Annotated in this window: 15 protein-coding genes and 5 tRNA genes; all 20 read left to right on the top strand. The window is 51.9% G+C overall.

The window, feature by feature from the left end; genetic code table 11:
* Positions 1-7 precede the first annotated feature (7 nt).
* The 20 genes from ACZ5PT_RS00650 (at position 8) to rpoC (ending at position 19360) form a co-directional block, all read left to right on the top strand.
* Entirely contained in the window at positions 8-1237 is a 1230-nt protein-coding gene (locus tag ACZ5PT_RS00650; RefSeq protein WP_464264878.1) for a DUF4388 domain-containing protein, read from the top strand.
* Positions 1234-1965, top strand: a complete 732-nt coding sequence (gene pyrF, locus ACZ5PT_RS00645) for an orotidine-5'-phosphate decarboxylase (protein WP_464264877.1) — start codon at positions 1234-1236, stop codon at positions 1963-1965. Before ACZ5PT_RS00650 ends, pyrF begins: the two co-directional genes overlap by 4 nt.
* Positions 1965-2702 (top strand): 23S rRNA (guanosine(2251)-2'-O)-methyltransferase RlmB, encoded by a 738-nt coding sequence (gene rlmB, locus ACZ5PT_RS00640; protein ID WP_464264876.1) that lies wholly within the window; start codon positions 1965-1967, stop codon positions 2700-2702. The genes pyrF and rlmB overlap by 1 nt, the downstream gene beginning before the upstream one ends.
* A gap of 100 nt (positions 2703-2802) precedes the next feature.
* Positions 2803-3372: a lipid-binding SYLF domain-containing protein gene (locus ACZ5PT_RS00635; RefSeq protein WP_464264875.1), complete on the top strand. Its 570-nt coding sequence runs from the start codon at positions 2803-2805 to the stop codon at positions 3370-3372.
* Between the two features lie 306 nt (positions 3373-3678).
* Positions 3679-5259, top strand: a complete 1581-nt coding sequence (locus ACZ5PT_RS00630) for an ATP-binding protein (protein WP_464264874.1) — start codon at positions 3679-3681, stop codon at positions 5257-5259.
* A 285-nt stretch (positions 5260-5544) separates the two neighbouring features.
* A tRNA-Thr gene (locus ACZ5PT_RS00625) sits at positions 5545-5620 on the top strand.
* A gap of 51 nt (positions 5621-5671) precedes the next feature.
* Positions 5672-5756: transfer RNA gene (locus ACZ5PT_RS00620), tRNA-Tyr, on the top strand.
* Between the two features lie 120 nt (positions 5757-5876).
* Positions 5877-5953, top strand: a tRNA-Gly gene (locus ACZ5PT_RS00615).
* A gap of 26 nt (positions 5954-5979) precedes the next feature.
* A tRNA-Thr gene (locus ACZ5PT_RS00610) sits at positions 5980-6055 on the top strand.
* A gap of 99 nt (positions 6056-6154) precedes the next feature.
* Positions 6155-7348: an elongation factor Tu gene (tuf, locus tag ACZ5PT_RS00605; protein ID WP_464264873.1), complete on the top strand. Its 1194-nt coding sequence runs from the start codon at positions 6155-6157 to the stop codon at positions 7346-7348.
* A 65-nt stretch (positions 7349-7413) separates the two neighbouring features.
* Positions 7414-7563, top strand: coding sequence for a 50S ribosomal protein L33 (gene rpmG, locus ACZ5PT_RS00600; RefSeq protein WP_072910163.1), 150 nt, complete (start codon positions 7414-7416; stop codon positions 7561-7563).
* 32 nt (positions 7564-7595) lie between these two features.
* Positions 7596-7672, top strand: a tRNA-Trp gene (locus ACZ5PT_RS00595).
* A 41-nt stretch (positions 7673-7713) separates the two neighbouring features.
* Entirely contained in the window at positions 7714-7899 is a 186-nt protein-coding gene (gene secE, locus ACZ5PT_RS00590) for a preprotein translocase subunit SecE (RefSeq protein ID WP_464264872.1), read from the top strand.
* Between the two features lie 19 nt (positions 7900-7918).
* Positions 7919-8452, top strand: coding sequence for a transcription termination/antitermination protein NusG (gene nusG, locus ACZ5PT_RS00585; protein ID WP_464264871.1), 534 nt, complete (start codon positions 7919-7921; stop codon positions 8450-8452).
* A gap of 41 nt (positions 8453-8493) precedes the next feature.
* Positions 8494-8916 (top strand): 50S ribosomal protein L11, encoded by a 423-nt coding sequence (gene rplK, locus ACZ5PT_RS00580; RefSeq protein WP_464264870.1) that lies wholly within the window; start codon positions 8494-8496, stop codon positions 8914-8916.
* Between the two features lie 25 nt (positions 8917-8941).
* Entirely contained in the window at positions 8942-9643 is a 702-nt protein-coding gene (gene rplA, locus ACZ5PT_RS00575) for a 50S ribosomal protein L1 (RefSeq protein WP_464264869.1), read from the top strand.
* 178 nt (positions 9644-9821) lie between these two features.
* Positions 9822-10340, top strand: a complete 519-nt coding sequence (rplJ, locus tag ACZ5PT_RS00570; RefSeq protein WP_464264868.1) for a 50S ribosomal protein L10 — start codon at positions 9822-9824, stop codon at positions 10338-10340.
* Between the two features lie 55 nt (positions 10341-10395).
* Positions 10396-10773 (top strand): 50S ribosomal protein L7/L12, encoded by a 378-nt coding sequence (gene rplL, locus ACZ5PT_RS00565; protein WP_464264867.1) that lies wholly within the window; start codon positions 10396-10398, stop codon positions 10771-10773.
* 248 nt (positions 10774-11021) lie between these two features.
* Complete coding sequence (rpoB, locus tag ACZ5PT_RS00560; RefSeq protein ID WP_464264866.1) at positions 11022-15128, top strand: DNA-directed RNA polymerase subunit beta; 4107 nt, start codon at positions 11022-11024, stop codon at positions 15126-15128.
* Positions 15129-15205: 77 nt separating this feature from the next.
* On the top strand, positions 15206-19360 hold the full coding sequence (gene rpoC / locus ACZ5PT_RS00555) for a DNA-directed RNA polymerase subunit beta' (protein ID WP_464264865.1): 4155 nt from the start codon (positions 15206-15208) through the stop codon (positions 19358-19360).
* The last annotated feature ends 154 nt before the right edge of the window (positions 19361-19514 follow it).

Raw genomic sequence — 19514 nt, 5'->3', positions numbered from 1 at the left:
GACCACGATGAGCGAGCTTAAAATCAATTCCAACGGTTTGTTGAAATTGCCGCTGGCTATTCGTCAGCAACTCGGTCCAGAGCCCCTGGAGGTGCTGTCAAGCTCTCCGGGGCATCTGTTGATCGGTAGGTCTGAACAGGAAAGTGCGGTCCTGTTCAGCGGGGTGTTGGGTGAAATCACCGTTCCTGATCTGCTCTCTTTTTTCAATATGTTCCGTAAAACCGGGATTATTCATTTCGAACTGCAGGGGGGGCGTAAATCGCTCTACTTTCTGCAGGGCGAGATTGTCTATGCCACCAGCACCTTTGCGGCTGAAGATCTGGGGGAGATTCTTTTTTCTCTCGGTAGGGTTGAGCGTGGCGTTCTGCTGAAAATCCGTCAGCAGGTTAGCGACCGGGCCACGCTGGGCAAGTTGTTGGTCGAACAGGGGGTCGTTTCGCCGAAAGATCTCTGGTTGGCGGCCCGCGGCCAGGTTGAGGGCATCATCTATAATGTTGCCGCCGTGCAGCAGGGCGGCTTTTACTTTGAAGACCGGGCGGTTGACCAGGAGCAGATTCTACGCTTGTCGATGAGCACCCAGAACCTCATTCTGGAGGGTTTACGCCGTCAGGATGAAAGTGTCCTGTTCATGCGCAAGATCATCTCTCTTGACTATTTCCCCATTTCCACCGGCAAGCAGCAGGTCGATCTGGGGCATGATGAAGCGCGCTTGTTGCATTCTGCTGAAACCGGGCAGACGAACTCTCGGGATCTGTTCCGCAAGGTTGGGCTTCGCGAGTTTGACGGGATGCGGACCCTGTATACCTTGTTGGAGAAGGGCTTGCTGCGGATGGAGGATGCTCCATCCACCGAGATTGAGGGGACCTTGGGGCAGGTGTTGGTGATCTACAATAGCTTGCTTAAGGTTCTTTATTTGCGCATGATCAAGGAAGGCTGTGATTTTCAGCAGCAAGTCCTTGGTTTTCTTCACGAGCTACCACAACCCTATTCCTTTGTCCTACGCGACATTGAACTGCTGGAGGACGGAACCCTTGACGGGCACCGGATTGTTGCCAATCTGTCCGGGTTGGAAGAGGGTGATCGAGAAAAATTACTGGCTGATTCGTTGTGCGAATTGGTTTTTATGGAAACGATGGCGGTGCGTCGCGAGCTGGATGCCGAACAGGCCCAGCCGTTGATTGCCCGTGTTCAGGAAATAACTGCCCGGGTTCGGGAGTTGGTCGGGAGGACCGAATGAAACAAAGCGCGAGGCAACGTCTAATTTTTGCTCTGGACGTCGATGAGTTTGCCACTGCCGAAAAATGGGTCAGTCAGCTGCAGCAGAATGTCGGTCTGTTTAAAATCGGCAAGCAACTGTTTACCAAGTGTGGCCCGCAGGTGGTGCAGATGGTGCAGGACCGTGGCGGTGAGGTTTTCCTCGACTTGAAATACCATGACATTCCCAATACCGTAGCCAAGGCGGCGGTTGAGGCCTGCAAATTGGGCGTGCAGATGTTCAATGTCCACGCTTTGGGTGGCTTGGAGATGATGCAGCAAACCGTCGAGGAAGTCGACGCTTACTGTGCTTCTGCCGGCATCCAGCGGCCGATCATGCTGGCGGTGACAATTTTGACTTCGTCGACCGAAGAGACGCTGCGCGGGGTCGGTATTGATCGGCCGGTTACCGAGATGGTGCCGCGCCTGGCTGAGCTGGCCAAGCAGGCCGGTTTTGATGGCGTGGTCGCTTCGCCGCAAGAAATTGGTTTGATTCGCGCTGCCTGCGGTGAGGATTTCCAGATTGTGACCCCCGGGGTTCGGCCGAGCTTTGCCTCGCTGGATGATCAAAAACGGGTCACCACTCCGGCTGATGCCATCTCCGCAGGAGCAACAGCTCTGGTTATCGGTCGGCCGATTTCTGCCGCCGCCGATCCTCTCGAGGCTGCGGGGAAAATTCTCGCTGAGATCGAAAGTGCATTGGAAAACTGATGGCGGATTATCTTTACGGCGTCAACCCGGTTCGTGAAGCCTTAAGTGGTGAGGGGCGCAAACCGCTCGAGTTATTGTTGGCCAGCGGTGAACGCTCGGCCCGTCTGGAAGAGCTGATCGAACTGGCTAAAAAGCAGCAGCTGAAAACTGTTTTTCGCGAACGCCGCGATCTCGACCGGTTGGCTGGTAACAGTCATCATCAGGGCGTGCTGCTGCGTCTTGAACCGTTCGACTACGCCGATCTTGGTGACTTACTGGGCGCATGGCGAAATAGCGGTCGCAGTGCTTTTTTTCTGTTGCTTGATGGCATCACCGATCCACATAACTTTGGTGCGATCCTGCGTAGCGCCGAAGTCGCTGGTTGCCATGGGGTGATTGTTGCTAAGGATCGAGCCTGCTCGGTGACGCCGGTGGTGGAAAAGACCGCTGCTGGCGCCTTGACCTATCTCCCCCTTTGTCAGGTGACCAATCTCTCCCGTGCCATGGAAGGGCTGAAAAAAGAAGGTGTCTGGTGTTATGGCTTAGCCGGCGAAGAAGGGGCGGAGAATCTCTATGCCTCCAACCTGAGCGGAAATCTGGCGCTGGTGGTTGGCAGCGAAGGGAAGGGCCTGCGGGAGAACATCCGCAAGCACTGCGATGGTCTGCTGGCGATTCCGATGCACGGGCAGGTCAATTCTCTTAATGCCTCGGTGGCGGCTGCGGTGGCACTGTTTGAGGTTGTCCGGCAGTCCGGATAAGCGCATGCCGTCGGTCAGCTGCGGCTGAGCAGTAATTGCTGCAGCGATCTGTTATATTTATTGCTATTGTGGAAATTGTTTTTCTTAAGGGGGTTGTCTTATGTTGCGATTTATACAGCTTATTCTCATGGTTCTGCTGGTCTCTCTCCTATGTGGCTGTTTGTCGCCGCGGTCGAAGTCTCCGGATGATCGGCGGACGACTATCGATTACATGAGTCAGTCAACCTTGACCAAGCTCTATCAGCAGCGCCCGGCTGCGCGTGACAATATTAATCGTGCTGATGGCTACGCCGTTTTCAGTAATATTAACGCCCAGTATTTCTTTGTTGGCGGCGGCGGCGGCTACGGAGTTGCGGTAAGTCAGGGTGCCGGCCAGAAAACCTATATGAAGATGGCGCAGATCGATCTCGGTCTTGGCCTTGGTGTACAGGATATCCGCGTGATTTTTGTTTTCCATAGCACCAATGCGCTGGACACTTTTATCAACAGTGGTTGGGAGTTTGGTGGCCAGGCCGATCTCGCCGTCAAGGCTGAAGACAAGGGCGCTTCGGCGACGGGTGAAGTTTCGATTAGTTCCGAAATCGACATGTACACCTTGAGCGCATCGGGTCTGATGGCGAAAATCAATCTGTCCGGTAGTAAATACTGGAAAGATGCGTCGTTGAACTAATCGCCGCAAAAAGGGCCTGCCGATAGGTGTCGGCAGGCCCTTGGATGAGCGTTGTTTGTCCGTTTGTTGTGCTGCGAATCATCTCAACCAAGGGCCGGGCTCTTCGGCCTTCTTTACCTGTCTTATTTTTCTGACATCCTTTTCTTTACTCCATATTTGGTCTATATGCATGCAAGAATGCTTGACATGGGTTCGCCATATGTTTAGCTTTCGAGTTTGATAGCTGCCAATTATTGTTGAGTTGCTGGGTTTTTTTAGCCGCTTGCGTTTTGAGGGCCATTAAGCAAATTAGCTCAAAGGTGTCGTGTGAAGATTAAACTGACAACAAAATTTACCTTTGTGACCGGGCTGGTTCTGTTAAGCATCATGCTGGTGTTTTCCTTTTACAATATCAGGACGCTGGAAAGGCTCTGGCTTGAAGATACGTTGCGCGAGGTGGATGCACTAGGGGAGACGATCATCAGCAGTACCCACCATCAGATGCTTGCCGATCACCGGCAGCGGGCTTTTCAGATGATCGAGGAAGTTGCCCGACAGGACGGCATAGAGCGTATTCGCCTCTTCAATAAGGTCGGGATTATTGGTTTTTCAACGATGAAGCAGGAAGAGGGACAAAAAGTCGACTTGGGGGCCGAGGCCTGTAACGGTTGTCATCGCGGCAAGGGTGGGGCGCAGTTTACCCCTGAGGGGACGGTGTCTAATTCCTCTACTGCGACCCGCAGCCGGTTTTTCACCAATGCCGACGGAGCCAAGATCCTCGGTGTGACCCGGGAAATTAAGAATCTGCGCAGCTGTTCGACCGCCGCCTGTCATGTGCATAAGGACGATTCGGCGGTTTTGGGGATTCTCGATGTTCAGGTGACTTTGGCCGGAATGCAGGCAACACTGGACAGTTATAAGAAAAGTGTCATCGCCTTTACCTTTTTTTTGCTCTGCCTGCTTGGTTTATGTCTTTCGGTTTTGACGCAAAAATTTGTCAACCAACCGGTTGCCGACCTGCTTGAACATACCGGCAAACTCGGCAGTGGGGATTACAGCTCCAGGATTGGAACTGTGCGAAACGATGAGCTGGGGGACCTCTCCAACGCTTTTGATGCTATGGCGCAGAATCTTGAAGAAGCGCATTCTGAACTTAAGGAGTGGGGGGCGACCCTGGAATCGAAGGTTGTTCAACGGACTGAAGAGTTGCAGAGTATGCAGGCGCAATTGATCAAATCGGCCAAGCTGGCCTCGTTGGGCGAATTGGTCGCCGGGATTGCCCATGAGATCAATAATCCATTGTCGGGAATCCTGCTGTTTTCATCTTTAGCGAACAAACATAAAAATGTTGATCCCGAACTGCGCAAAAATCTGCAAGTCATCCAAAACGAAACACAGCGATGTTCGCAGATCGTGCAGGGTTTGCTCGAGTTTTCACGGTCATCGGTGCCGGAAAAGCAGCTCACCTCCTTGCATGGTTTAATTGATGAAACCATCGGTTTGATTGCGCAGCAGCCAATTGCGCAGAATGTCCGTTTTGCCAAGTCCTTCAGTTCAGAGTTGCCAATGGTGCAGATTGACAATGGTCAGATTCGCCAGGTTTTTATGAACCTGATCATGAATGCCTGTCAGGCTATGCCGATGGGGGGGACCTTGACCCTGAGCACCGTATTGCGGGATGAGTTTGCTGTTGCCTCCGTCTCTGATACCGGTATTGGGATTGAAGAGCAGCAGCTGATTAATGTGTTCGATCCCTTTTACACCACAAAAGAACGTGATGGCACTGGGCTGGGACTTTCAGTCTCTTACGGGATTATTGACAATCATGGTGGTCAGATTGAGGTTGAAAGTTGCCTCGGCAAGGGCACAACGTTCACCGTTTGGTTGCCAATCACGCCTGTCGGTTGAGTGGCAAGCGCGATGATGGCCTGCTTGGAGCACGGTATCTGCTTGGCGGGGGGAGGCATGTTCGCCCCGTTTTTTTAGCCTCGGCGGGGGCAGTAAAAATATAGCGGACGATTGAAGCTTTTCCGCGCATTATTATTCTTACGTTTTTTCCCGCTTAGCGCTTGACAAGTTGTGGCCCGATGCACTATAAAATCGTCGCCCCCAAACGTGCGGAAAAAGAGACAAGTTTGACAAATTTTTTTTCTTGCAATCAAAGTTTTCATGGGGTATAAGTCTCCGTCTTGTGCTGGCGTAGCTCAACTGGTAGAGCACCTCACTTGTAATGAGGATGTTGCGGGTTCAATTCCTGTCGCCAGCTCCATATTGGAGTCGACGGGCACAGCCCGGAAGATAGAATAAAAAGAAGTCCCCTGGAGGGGTTCCCGAGTGGCCAAAGGGATCAGACTGTAAATCTGACGTCGTAGACTTCGGAGGTTCGAATCCTCCCCCCTCCACCATTTACAACTTGCCGGATGAAGCCCGGTTGCTGTGCCCCAGGAGGCCGAGAGGTCGTGTGAACTGGAGCAGGGTCGCGCATAGTCCTTCTCCGCAAAGAAAAAGACAAACGGTAGGGTTTGGCGGGAATAGCTCAGCTGGCTAGAGCATCAGCCTTCCAAGCTGAGGGTCGCGGGTTCGAATCCCGTTTCCCGCTCCATGCCCTCTCCGCAGGAAAAGATGTAGGCCCTCATAGCTCAGTTGGTAGAGCGCATCCTTGGTAAGGATGAGGTCACCAGTTCAAATCTGGTTGAGGGCTCCACTTTCCAGTGGAGGTTTTTGTGTTTATACTTAGTGGCTTGATAGTCACGTAAAAACAAAATTAACAACAGACGCTACAGAAAACAAAGGGAGGATTAGCATGGCCAAGGAAAAATTTGACAGGTCAAAGCCGCACGTCAATATCGGGACTATCGGTCACGTTGACCACGGCAAGACCACTCTGACCGCAGCGATCACCAAAGTTCTGGCTGAGCAGTCAGGCTCTGGTATCGTCAAGGCGTTTGATCAGATTGATAACGCTCCAGAAGAACGTGAGCGCGGAATCACCATCGCAACTGCCCACGTTGAGTACGAGACTGAGAACCGTCACTACGCTCACGTTGATTGCCCGGGTCACGCTGATTACGTTAAGAATATGATCACTGGTGCTGCGCAGATGGACGGCGCTATCCTGGTCGTTTCCGCTGCCGATGGCCCGATGCCACAGACCCGTGAGCACATCCTGCTCGCCCGTCAGGTTGGTGTCCCGGCGATGGTCGTGTTCCTGAACAAAGCCGACATGGTTGACGACGAAGAGCTCCTTGAGCTGGTCGACATGGAAATTCGTGAACTGCTTTGTTCTTACGACTTTCCTGGTGACGATATTCCGATCATTGCGGGTTCGGCTCTGGCCGCCCTTGAAGGTCGTGATGACGAAATCGGCAAGAACAAAGTTCTCGAGCTGATGGCTGCGGTTGATGAGTATATCCAGCAGCCTGAGCGTGCGATCGACAAGCCTTTCTTGATGCCGATTGAAGACGTCTTCTCGATCTCCGGTCGTGGTACCGTTGCCACCGGTCGTGTCGAGCGCGGCATCATCAAGGTTCAGGAAGAAGTTGAGATCGTCGGCATGAAAGACACCGCCAAGACTGTCGTTACTGGTGTTGAGATGTTCCGCAAGCTGCTCGATCAGGGTCAAGCTGGCGATAACGTCGGCATCCTGTTGCGTGGCCTGAAGCGTGAAGAGATTGAGCGTGGTCAGGTTCTGGCTAAGCCGGGCAGCATCACCCCGCACACCAAGTTCAAGGCTGAGGGTTATATCCTGACCAAAGAAGAGGGTGGCCGTCATACCCCGTTCTTCAAGGGTTATCGTCCTCAGTTTTATTTCCGGACCACTGACGTGACCGGTATTGTCACTCTGCCTGAAGGCGTAGAGATGGTCATGCCTGGCGACAACATCGCTATGGTTGTTGACCTGATCACCCCGATCGCAATGGATGATGGTCTGCGTTTTGCTATCCGCGAAGGTGGCCGTACTGTCGGCGCCGGCGTGGTTAGTGCAATCGTAGAGTGATCCAGTAACACTTTGTGAGACACTTCCTCCCGGCTTTGTCGGGAGGAAATCTTGAGGTAAGCGCTATGCGTGATATCGTAACCCTCGCTTGTACCGAGTGCAAGCAGCGGAACTATACCACCACAAAAAACAAGAGAAATACTCCGGATAAATTGGAGTTCAATAAGTACTGTCGTTTTTGTCGTAAGCACACTCCGCACAAGGAAACAAAGTAAGCGGAAGTCTGCTGTGTATGTAGGTTTATCGTAGGCCAGTAGCTCTAATGGCTAGAGCACCGGATTCCAAATCCGGGTGTTGGGGGTTCGAATCCCTCCTGGCCTGCCAAACTTAATGAACTACACCTCTTAACAGAGGCCGAGGGACCGATGATTGGAAAAACAAACGAGTTTCTTGCCAACGTAAAAGCCGAGCTGAACAAGGTAACTTGGCCAGCTAAGAAGGATGCATACGCTTCTACTCTGGTTGTTATCGTTCTGGTTATGCTTTCTGCGGTTTTCCTGGGTGGTGTCGACATAGTCCTTTCGCGCCTGATTCGTCTGATCCTCGGTTGAGGAGAAAGAGGTACTTACCATGTCGATGAAATGGTACGGCGTGCATACCTATTCCGGGTATGAAAATAAAGTTAAGCTCAGCCTCGAGGAACGTATCCGTTCCAATGAAGTTGAGGAGTTTTTTGAGGAAGTTCTTATCCCGGCAGAAACCGTGGTTGAGATGCGGAAGGGTGAGCGTAAAACCTCGACCCGGAAGTTTTTCCCCGGTTATATTCTGGTGCGGATGGATTTGAACGACGAGACCTGGCATGTTGTGACCGGTACCGCAAAGGTAACCGGCTTTGTTGGCGGTGGTCAAAATCCACCGGCGATTCCTGACGCAGAAGTGGATAAAATCACTAACCGGATGGAAGAGGGTGTCGAGAAGCCGAAACCGAAGGTTGAATTTGAGGTAGGTGAGACTGTCCGTGTGGTTGATGGTCCGTTTCTTAACTTCACTGGTTTGGTGGAAGATGTACGTCCCGATCGTGGGACTTTGAAAGTTATGGTCAGTATTTTTGGTCGGGTAACCCCGGTTGAACTTGAATTTATCCAGGTAGAAAAAACCAGCTAAACAGGTTGGTATGAACGTTACGTTCGTTTAAGGAGTCAGTAATGGCCAAGAAGATTATTGGACAGATCAAACTGCAGATACCTGCTGGCAAGGCGAACCCTTCGCCGCCAGTTGGCCCCGCTCTCGGTCAGCACGGGGTTAATATCATGGAATTCTGCAAGGCATACAACGCTAAAACTCAGGACCAGGATGGTCTGATCATCCCTGTCGTGATCACCGTTTACGCCGACCGTTCCTTCACCTTTATCACCAAGACTCCACCAGCAGCTGTGCTGTTGTTGCGTGCTGCCAAACTGAAAAAAGGTTCTGGCGTGCCAAACAAGGAGAAGGTTGGTAAGGTGACTGAAGATCAGGTGTTAGAAATCGCTCGCTTGAAGATGCCTGACCTCAATGCCTTCTCGGAAGAGGCCGCGGTCCAGACCATCAAAGGGACTGCGCGCAGCATGGGAATTGAAATCGCTTAAAGACGGCGACCAGTGGAGATAGATCATGGCAACAGGTAAAAATATCAAAAAAGCGAAAGAAACGATCGATCGTTCCCAGCTCTATGGACTCGAGGACGCTCTTGAGCTCATCAAGCAGGGCGCTTTCGCCAAGTTTGATGAAACTGTCGACGTCAGCGTGCGTCTCGGTGTTGACCCCCGTAAGTCCGACCAGATGATTCGCGGCGCTGTCGTGCTGCCGAATGGTTTGGGTAAGACGGTTCGCGTCCTGGTTTTCGCCAAGGGTGAAAAAGCTCAGGAAGCTGAAGCTGCCGGTGCTGATTTTGTCGGTGCAGACGACTTGGCTGAAAAGATCCAAGGTGGCTGGTTCGATTTCGATACCGCAATTGCCTCCCCTGATATGATGGGTGTTGTTGGTAAGATCGGTCGCGTTCTTGGACCGCGTGGTCTGATGCCGAACCCCAAGGTCGGTACGGTTACCATGGATATTGCCAAGGCCGTACAGGAAGCCAAGTCGGGTAAGATTGAATATCGCGTCGAAAAAGCCGGTATTATCCATGCTCCCGTCGGTAAGATTTCCTTTGATGCCGACAAGCTCAAGGAAAATATCCTGTCTTTGATGGACGTATTGATCAAAGCCAAGCCGTCGGCTGCCAAGGGGACCTATCTAAAGAAGATTACCCTCTCCAGCACCATGGGCGCAGGGATTAATCTTGATGTAGCACAACTTCAGGCTCTGCTCAAATAACCGATTCGCGGTTTTTGATGTAGATACAGGCTCAAGGTCAAAGACAGCAGGTATGCTCGTCATTTAATGGTCAAACCACCTGCCGAGGCTGATGGAACTGTGACGACTTTGTCGTTTCCCTTCACCTTGACTTGAGCGGGATGAAAATCCCAAGATCTTAACGAAAGGAGGAGAAACGTTGAATAGAACCGAGAAAGAACAGTTTGTTCAAGAGTTGGCTGGCCAACTCCAGGATACCCCGGCAACTTTTCTGGCCGATTATCGTGGTATCAACGTCGAGCAGGCAACCCAGTTACGGCGTGAGTTGACTCAAGCTGGCGTTCGCTATCGGGTTGTCAAAAACAACCTGCTGAAACTTGCGGCTAAAGGAACAACAGCTGAAGGGCTACAGGACTTCTGTGCTGGACCAACCGCAATCGCCATGTCTGGTGCCGATCCGGTTGCCCCGGCTAAAATCCTTAGCAAATTTGCCAAGGATGTTGAGGCCTTTGAGCTGAAAGCTGGCGTACTCAGTGGTAAGCTTCTATCTGTTGCTGATATCTCAGCACTGGCAGATCTGCCGAGCCGCGAAGAACTGCTGGCTAAGGCACTGAGCTGTATGAATGCACCGGTGACCAACTTTGTTGGTACGATGGCTGCGATTCCGCGCTCGCTGGTACAGGTCCTTAACGCAATCGGCGAAAATAAGGCTGCCTAAAAACAGCACGAATTTAAACACAACGTATTGAAAAACACATATATCGGAGGATAAGATGGCTGAAGTAACTAAAGAACAGGTCGTAGAATTTATTGAGAACATGACTGTTCTTGAAATGTCTGAGTTTGTTAAAGAGCTCGAAGAGAAGTTCGGTGTTTCTGCTGCTGCACCGGTAGCTGTTGTTGCTGCTGCAGCTGGCGGCGGTGAAGCTGCTGCCGAGAAGGATGAGTTTGATGTTGTTCTGACCGCCATTGGCGAGAAGAAAATCAACGTCATCAAGGTTGTTCGTGCAATCACCGGTCTCGGCCTCAAAGAAGCTAAAGAGCTTGTTGACGGCACACCGAACACTGTTAAAGAAGCTGTTTCGAAGGATGAAGCTGCTGATCTTCAGAAGCAACTGGAAGAAGCTGGCGCCAGCGTGGAGCTGAAGTAGTCACTTTTCCACATAGTAAAACTTTAGCCAGGGTCGCCTTGTGCGGCCTTGGCTATTCTCGTTATCAGCCCTGGTGGCAACGCCGGGGCGGAACTGTCTGTTGGCCCTGGCGTTTGACAAGTCACAAGTGCAGCTTGTGACCATCCAGGAATTGTCTGTTATTCCACGGCCTTAGGATGTCTGGCTCGGCACCAGCGTGGGTTGTCATTGTAGTTGACATCCTGTGATCCTGAACCGAAGGAGAAATCATGGCCTATTCGTTTGCGAATAATCCGCTCCTCAGGAAGCACTTCGCGAAGGTTAGCAATATCATTGATATTCCTAACCTTATCGATATCCAAAAAACTTCCTATAAACGTTTTCTACAGGCGGATCTGCCATCCTCGGCGCGTAAGCCGAGTGGATTAGAAGCAGTATTTCGTTCTGTTTTTCCAATTCGCGATTTTAGCGATACCTGTTCCATGGAGTATGTCTCTTATGGTTTGGGTACGCCTAAGTACGATGTTGAGGAATGTCACCAGCGTGGCATGACCTACGCTGCACCAATTAAGGTGAAAGTGCGCTTGGTCACCTGGGATGTGGATAAGGAATCCGGCACTCAGTCGATCCGCGACATCAAAGAACAGGAAGTTTATTTCGGTGAAATTCCGTTGATGACGGAAAACGGCACATTTATCATCAATGGCACCGAGCGGGTTATCGTCAGTCAGTTGCATCGCTCTCCCGGTGTTTTCTTTTCCCACGACAAGGGAAAGAGTCACTCGAGCGGCAAGATCCTGTTTAATGCCCGGATCATCCCGTATCGTGGCTCCTGGCTTGATTTCGATTTTGATCATAAAGATATTCTTTTTGTTCGGATCGACCGTCGGCGTAAGTTGCCGGCAACCGTATTGCTCAAGGCTCTCGGCTATACCACCGAAGAACTTCTCAAGTATTATTATGAGCTTGAAGAGATTCATTGGGACGGTAATGCTTACAGCAAGGCGATCAACTATGATCTTCTGAGCGGCCAGCGGGCCAGTAGTGATGTTGTCTCCGCCGGCGGCGAAGTCCTGGTCAAGGCAAACCGCAAGTTCACTCGTGCAGCGATGCGCAAGATGAAAGAAGAGAACGTCGAGTCGATTCCATTGGCGGTTGAGGGTTTGGTCGGTAAGGTCGTGGCCAACGACATCGTTGATGAATCAACCGGTGAGGTTATCCTTGAGTGTAATGGTGAACTGACCGAGGGCAAGCTAGAAGAGCTGCGCGATAAAGGGATTAATGATTTTACCCTGCTCTTTATTGATAATCTCTATGTTGGTTCTTACCTGAGCGATACCCTTAGGGTTGATAAGGTCGAGACCTCGGATGATGGCATCATCGAGATTTTCCGTCGTCTGCGCCCTGGTGATCCGCCAACAATTAAAACGGCGACCACTCTGTTTGAAAGTCTTTTCTTCAACCCTGATCGCTATGACATTTCGGCGGTTGGCCGTTTGAAGTTGAATCACAAGCTCAAGTTGGATAGCCCTCTCGAACTGTCGACCTTGACCAAGGAGGACATCCTCGAAGTTGTGCGCTACTTGATCGACCTGCGTAACGGCAAGGGCAATATCGATGATATTGACCACCTTGGTAATCGTCGTGTCCGTGCTGTTGGTGAACTGCTCGAAAATCAGTATCGGGTCGGTCTGGTACGGATGGAGCGGGCCATCAAGGAGCGGATGAGTCTACAGGACGTCGATAGTTTGATGCCGCATGACTTGATCAATTCCAAACCGGTTTCGGCTGTTGTTAAGGAATTCTTCGGTTCTTCACAGCTGTCGCAGTTTATGGATCAGACCAATCCGCTCTCGGAAGTCACGCACAAGCGTCGTCTTTCCGCTCTCGGACCGGGTGGTTTGACCCGTGAGCGTGCCGGTTTCGAAGTTCGTGACGTTCATCCGACCCACTATGGCAGGGTTTGTCCGATTGAGACACCTGAGGGTCCGAACATCGGCCTGATAGCGTCGCTATCAACCTATGCCCGGATCAACGAGTACGGTTTTGTTGAAACGCCTTACCGGATCGTAAAAGACGGCCAGGTAACCAACGAGATCAATTACTTCTCGGCATTGCAGGAAGAGGGCCATGCCATCGCTCAGGCGAATGCCCCGATCGATGACAATGGTATCTTCATCAATGAGCTGGTTAACGTTCGTAAGACCGGCGAATTCCTGCTGCTGCCGCCAGATCAGATTGATCTGATGGACGTGTCGCCGAAACAGATTGTTTCGGTTGCCGCTGCGTTGATTCCATTTTTGGAAAACGATGACGCCAACCGTGCGCTGATGGGTTCCAATATGCAGCGTCAGGCGGTACCATTGTTGCGTGCTGATGCGCCATTGGTTGGTACCGGCATGGAGCGGATTGTTGCTCACGACTCTGGTAACTCGGTTGTAGCACGACATAATGGTGTGGTTGAAAACGTCGATGCGGGACGGATCGTTGTCCAGATTGATGATGCGGATATGGATGAGACCGGTACCGGTGTCGACATCTATAACCTGCTGAAGTTCAGCCGTTCCAACCAGAATACCTGTATCAATCAGAAGCCGATTGTCAAAGTCGGTGATCGGATCAAAAAAGGTGACGTTATTGCCGATGGTCCTTCCACCCAATGGGGTGAGTTGGCACTGGGGCAGAACGTGCTGGTTGCTTTCATGCCTTGGCATGGGTACAACTTTGAGGATTCGATCCTGATCTCAGAGAAGCTGGTACAGGATGACCGCTACACTTCGATTCATATCGAGGAGTTCGAGTGTGTTGCCCGCGATACCAAGCTTGGAAAAGAAGAGATCACCGACGATATCCCTAACCTCGGCGAGGATGCCTTGCGCAACCTGGACGAGTCGGGAATCATCCGCATTGGTGCCAGCGTCAAGCCGAGCGACATTCTGGTCGGTAAGATCACTCCGAAAGGCGAGACGCAACTCTCTCCTGAAGAGAAACTGCTGCGGGCTATCTTTGGCGAAAAAGCTGGTGATGTTCGCGATACCTCGCTGCGTGTGCCGCCGGGTGAAGAGGGTGTCGTTATCGGTGCCCGGGTTTTCTCCCGCAAAGGCTCCGACAAAGATGCTCGGACTGAGCAGATTGAAGGGCGCGAGATCGATAAGTTGCTCAAAGATCAGGATGATGAGATTCGTATTTTGCGGACCTCGACTCGCCACATGATCCGCGCTCTGCTCAATGGGCTGACTTCGGCGGTTTCAATTGAGGACGAAGAAGGCAATGTCCTGCTGGCGAAGAAACGTAAGATTACTGAAGAGACATTCGATGGTGTCCCCTTCAGTCGGTTGAGAGAAATCTCTGTCTCTGGTGATGCTGAAACGGAAGAAAAGGTCAGTGACCTGCTCAACCGTCTGGCAGAGCGGGAGCAGTTGATTTCTGCTGTGTTCGAAGACAAGATTGATAAGTGCAAGCGCGGCGATGACCTGCCTCCGGGCGTTATTAAAATGGTCAAGGTCTATATTGCTATCAAGCGTAAGTTGCAAGTTGGTGATAAAATGGCCGGTCGTCACGGTAATAAGGGTGTTCTCTCGCGGATTCTGCCGCAGGAAGACATGCCGTATATGGCGGATGGTACCCCGGTTGAGTTGGTTCTTAACCCGCTGGGTGTTCCTTCACGGATGAACGTCGGTCAGATTCTCGAAATCCACCTCGGTCTTGCCGCACGTGGACTTGGGAATCAGATCCAGAAGGTTCTCAATGAGCAATATTCTGAGCAGGCACTCAAGCAGCAGCTCAAGGATGCCTACCAGGATAAAGAGTTGGATGGTTTCATTGATGCCCTCAACGAAGACGACCTGAAGGTTCTTGCTCGTCGTCTTGAGCGTGGTGTGCCGATGGCCTCCCCGGTGTTTGAAGGGGTTGCTGAGGAGCAGATGAAAGCGGAGATGGCTCGGACCGGATTCAGCACCAGTGGTCAGATGACCCTGTATGATGGTTTGACTGGTGACGCTTTCAAGGAACAAGTTACCGTCGGTATTATGTATATACTGAAACTGCACCACTTGGTTGATGATAAGATTCATGCTCGCTCGATTGGTCCCTACAGTTTGGTCACCCAGCAACCGCTTGGTGGTAAGGCTCAGTTCGGTGGTCAGCGTCTCGGTGAGATGGAGGTTTGGGCAATGGAGGCCTATGGTGCTGCACACGCACTGCAGGAGTTCCTTACTGTCAAATCGGATGATGTCGCCGGTCGGACGCGGATCTACGAAGCAATCGTCAAGGGAAAACACACCCTCGAAGCTGGTTTGCCTGAATCCTTCAATGTTCTTATTAAGGAATTGCAGGCACTCTGTCTCGACGTTGATTTGCTGGAGGAAGAGGGCTGATTCAAGCCCTCTGACTGGCGGCCATTTGGCCAGGCTTTATAAGAAGCGGAACACTCATCCTACAAGGAGGATGCGTCTTGGAAGATATCTTCAGTCTCTTTGAGCGCCCGAAAGATCCATTGAGCTTTAACGCAATCCAGCTATCGCTGGCATCGCCGGAAAAGATCCGTGAGCGCTCTTTCGGAGAAGTAAAAAAGCCGGAAACCATCAACTACCGGACATTTAAGCCGGAACGTGATGGGCTGTTCTGCGCAAAAATCTTTGGTCCAACCAAGGATTATGAATGTAACTGTGGCAAGTATAAGCGGATGAAGCACCGCGGCATTGTCTGTGAGAAATGCGGCGTTGAAGTCATCCCGAGCAAGGTTCGCCGTGAACGTCTGGGTCATATCGATCTGGCCTGTCCGGTAGCGCATATCTGGTTCCTTAAGTCACTGCCGAGTCGCATCGGTGCGCTGATCGACATGACCCTCAAGGATCTGGAAAAGGTCCTCTATTTTGAGGCTTATGTGGTTCTGGATGCCGGTGATACCGGGTTGATTAAGGGTCAGCTGTTGCCGGAAGACAAATATTCCGAAGCGATGGACGAGTTTGCCGGGCAGTTTGTTGCCGGGATGGGCGCCGAAGCGATCCGTGAACTGCTCTCTCAAATTGAATTGGTCGAAGAGAGTCAGCAGCTGCGGATCGAGATGAAAGAGGCGACCAGCGAAGCGAAGCGGAAGAAGGTTTCCAAACGCCTCAAGGTCATCAACTCTTTCCGTCAGAGTGGTAATCGTCCCGAATGGATGATCCTTGAGACCATCCCGGTGCTGCCGCCAGAATTACGTCCACTGGTGCCACTCGATGGTGGTCGCTTTGCAACATCTGATCTGAACGATCTCTATCGCCGTGTTATCAACCGTAATAACCGTTTGAAGCGGTTGATTGAGCTGCGCGCACCGGAAGTCATCATTCGCAACGAAAAGCGGATGTTGCAGGAAGCCGTTGATGCTCTGTTTGACAACGGCCGTCGTGGTCGGGCTATTACTGGCCCGAGCAAACGTCCATTGAAATCACTGTCCGATATGCTCAAAGGTAAGGGCGGTCGTTTCCGCCAGAACCTCCTCGGTAAGCGGGTTGATTATTCTGGTCGTTCGGTTATCGTTGTCGGGCCGGAACTGAAGCTGCATCAGTGTGGTTTGCCGAAGAAGATGGCCCTCGAGCTGTTCAAGCCTTTTATCTATCAAAAGCTTGAAGAGCGAGGTCTCTCGACCACCGTCAAGAGCGCCAAGAAGATGGTTGAGAAGGAAAAGCCCGAGGTTTGGGACGTGCTCGAAGAGGTTATCAAGGAGCACCCGGTTATGCTTAACCGGGCACCAACCCTGCACCGTCTTGGTATCCAGGCTTTTGAGCCGGTCCTGATTGAGGGCAAAGCAATTCAGTTGCACCCGTTGGTCTGTACTGCGTTTAACGCTGACTTTGACGGTGACCAGATGGCCGTTCACTTGCCACTTTCGATCGAAAGTCAGATCGAGGCACGGGTGTTGATGATGTCGACCAACAACATCCTCTCGCCGGCCAGTGGTAAGCCGATTATCGTTCCTTCGCAGGATATGGTTCTCGGTCTTTACTACATGACCCGTGAGCGTCCCTTCGTCGCAGGTAGCGGTAAAATCTTTGCAAACCAGGCCGAGGTGCGGATGGCGTTTGACGCCGGTGTCGCCGATTTGCAGGCCGGAATAAAGGTCCGCATGTCTCCTGAACTGGGAGCGCCGGATGAGTTGATAGCGACAACGGTCGGACGTATTTTGTTGCGCGATGTTGTCACAACCCTGATCCCCTTTAGCCACGTCAACATGGTCATGGGCAAGAAGCAGGTTGCTGATTTGATTGATGTCAGTTTCCGACTTGCCGGTAATAAAGAGACGGTCATCCTGGCAGATAAGATTAAGGAGACCGGTTTTCGCTATTCAACAATGGCCGGTGTTTCGATCTGTCTCGATGATATGGAGATTCCGGAAACCAAGGAAGCTCGGATCAAGGTCTCGTCTGAAGAGGTTAAGGATATTCAGCAGCAATACACTGAGGGTCTGATTACCGATGGCGAACGCTACAACAAGGTCATCGATATCTGGGCCAAGTGTACGGAAGATATTGCCGGCACCATGCTGGGGAATATTGCGGTTGATAGGATCAAGTCAGAAAATGGTGAAGTGGTCGAGGTTTCGTCCTTTAACGCAATCCACATGATGGCTGACTCCGGTGCTCGGGGTTCCGCTCAGCAGATTCGTCAGCTGGCTGGTATGCGGGGTTTGATGGCCAAGCCGGATGGCTCGATCATCGAAACTCCGATCACGGCGAACTTTCGTGAGGGTCTGACAGTTCTGCAGTACTTCATTTCGACGCACGGTGCGCGTAAAGGTTTAGCTGATACCGCGCTGAAAACTGCAAACTCAGGTTACTTGACACGACGTCTGGTAGATGTCGCTCAGGATGCGATCATTACCGAGGCGGATTGCGACACCCTTGATGGGATCGAAGTTTCTTCGCTGACTGAAGGTGGCGAAGTTATTGAGCGTCTTGGTGACCGGATTCTTGGTCGCGTGGCGCTGGATGATATTGTTGATCCGATTACTGATGAGTTGCTGGTTGAAGCTAACCAGTTGATTGATGAGGAACTGGTCACCAAGGTCGAAGAGGCAGGGATCGAGAGAATTAAGATCCGCTCGGTTCTTACCTGTAAGAGTCGTCGTGGTATCTGTGGTCTTTGTTACGGTCGTGATCTGGCCCGTGGTCACTTGGTCAACCTTGGTGAGGCAGTTGGTGTTATTGCTGCTCAGTCGATCGGTGAGCCAGGAACCCAGCTGACGATGCGGACCTTCCACATCGGTGGTACTGCGTCGCGACGTGCTGAGAAAACAGCTCTTGAGGCACGCTTTGATGGTCAGCTTAAATTTCTCAACCTGATCACGGTTGACGACGCCAATGGCTTCCCGGTTGTTATGAACCGTAAGGGCGAGGTGGCCGTTGTTGACAGTACTGGCCGCGAGAAGGAACGTTACGCGGTTGTTTACGGTGCTCGCTTAACTCGACACGAGGGTGGCGAGGTCGCCGGTGGTGATGTGCTGGCCGAGTGGGACCCCTACACTGTTCCGATTATCACCGAGGTTGGTGGTACGGTCCATTATGGTGACATCGCCGAAGGGGTCACCATGGAAGAGCAGGTTGACGAAGTCACCGGCCTTTCCCGTAAGGTTGTCGTTGAAGCAAAATCGGCCGAGAAGCGTCCACGAATCACCCTGAAAGGTGAGGATGGTAAGGCCGCTAAGTTGCCGAATGGGGCTCCTGCTCGTTACATGTTGCCGGTTGGCGCGAACATCTCCGTTGAGGAGGGCGCAGTGATTCATGGCGGTGCCATCCTGGCCAAGATTCCGCGTGAAACCACCAAGACCAAGGATATCACCGGTGGTCTGCCGCGGGTTGCCGAACTTTTCGAGGCACGCAAGCCGAAGGAAGTTGCGGTTATCTCCGAGATCGACGGTATTGTTTCCTACGGTAAGGATTCCAAGGGGAAGCGCAAGATCATCGTTACTCCTGAATTTGGTGAGCCGATGGAGTACTTGATCCCGAAAGGCAAGCACATCTCGGTACACGAAGGGGATTACCTGCGTGCCGGGGAGGAGTTGGTTGATGGCTCCAGCAACCCGCACGATATCCTTCGTGTTCTCGGTAGCAAGGAACTCTCCAAGTACCTGGTTGATGAGGTACAGGAGGTCTATCGTCTGCAGGGTGTTAAGATCAATGACAAACACATTGAGACGATCGTTCGGCAGATGCTGCGTCGTGTCCAGATCAAGGAGGTTGGCGACGCTAACTTCTTGATTGATGATCAGATCGATCGATTCCTCTTCGAGGAAGAAAATGATCGGGTTCTGGCAAAGGGTGGACAGCCAGCGATAGGTGAGCCGATCATGCTCGGTATCACCAAGGCCTCACTGTCAACCGAATCCTTTATCTCGGCAGCCTCCTTCCAGGAGACCACCAAGGTGCTTACTCAGGCGTCAATTCAGGGTAAGGTTGATTTGCTGCGCGGTCTCAAGGAGAACGTCATTATGGGGCGCCTGATACCTGCTGGGACCGGTGTTGCCAAGTACCGTGCTGCAGAGCTGAAAATACCTGAACCCGAGGTGAAGCTCGAAGCGCCGTTAGAGATAGATGAGTCGGAAACAGAGGTTTCCGAAGTAGACGAATGAGTTGGCGCGAAGGCCCCTAATCAGGGGCCTTCCTGCTGTGCAAATACTAATTTAATAACGAGAAGAAATGGCTTGACAAAGCCGGGCTCGATTGATAATGTCAGCGGGTTTTTCGCCTGAGAAAGATCGGGCTTTAGATAGCTGAACTAAGATA

The sequence above is a fragment of the Desulfuromusa ferrireducens genome, from assembly GCF_055389805.1.
Note: the sequence above shows the minus strand (reverse complement) of the source record. Positions and strands in the feature narration are given on the sequence as shown.

What these genes read in the sequence shown, in the direction of transcription:
- ACZ5PT_RS00635 (WP_464264875.1), top strand. Translation starts at nt 2,803, where the DNA reads ATGTTGCGATTTATACAGCTTATTCTCATGGTTCTGCTGGTCTCTCTC.
- rlmB (WP_464264876.1), top strand. Translation starts at nt 1,965, where the DNA reads ATGGCGGATTATCTTTACGGCGTCAACCCGGTTCGTGAAGCCTTAAGT.
- secE (WP_464264872.1), top strand. Translation starts at nt 7,714, where the DNA reads ATGATTGGAAAAACAAACGAGTTTCTTGCCAACGTAAAAGCCGAGCTG.
- ACZ5PT_RS00650 (WP_464264878.1), top strand. Translation starts at nt 8, where the DNA reads ATGAGCGAGCTTAAAATCAATTCCAACGGTTTGTTGAAATTGCCGCTG.
- tuf (WP_464264873.1), top strand. Translation starts at nt 6,155, where the DNA reads ATGGCCAAGGAAAAATTTGACAGGTCAAAGCCGCACGTCAATATCGGG.
- rplA (WP_464264869.1), top strand. Translation starts at nt 8,942, where the DNA reads ATGGCAACAGGTAAAAATATCAAAAAAGCGAAAGAAACGATCGATCGT.
- rplK (WP_464264870.1), top strand. Translation starts at nt 8,494, where the DNA reads ATGGCCAAGAAGATTATTGGACAGATCAAACTGCAGATACCTGCTGGC.
- rpmG (WP_072910163.1), top strand. Translation starts at nt 7,414, where the DNA reads ATGCGTGATATCGTAACCCTCGCTTGTACCGAGTGCAAGCAGCGGAAC.
- nusG (WP_464264871.1), top strand. Translation starts at nt 7,919, where the DNA reads ATGTCGATGAAATGGTACGGCGTGCATACCTATTCCGGGTATGAAAAT.
- rpoB (WP_464264866.1), top strand. Translation starts at nt 11,022, where the DNA reads ATGGCCTATTCGTTTGCGAATAATCCGCTCCTCAGGAAGCACTTCGCG.
- rplL (WP_464264867.1), top strand. Translation starts at nt 10,396, where the DNA reads ATGGCTGAAGTAACTAAAGAACAGGTCGTAGAATTTATTGAGAACATG.
- pyrF (WP_464264877.1), top strand. Translation starts at nt 1,234, where the DNA reads ATGAAACAAAGCGCGAGGCAACGTCTAATTTTTGCTCTGGACGTCGAT.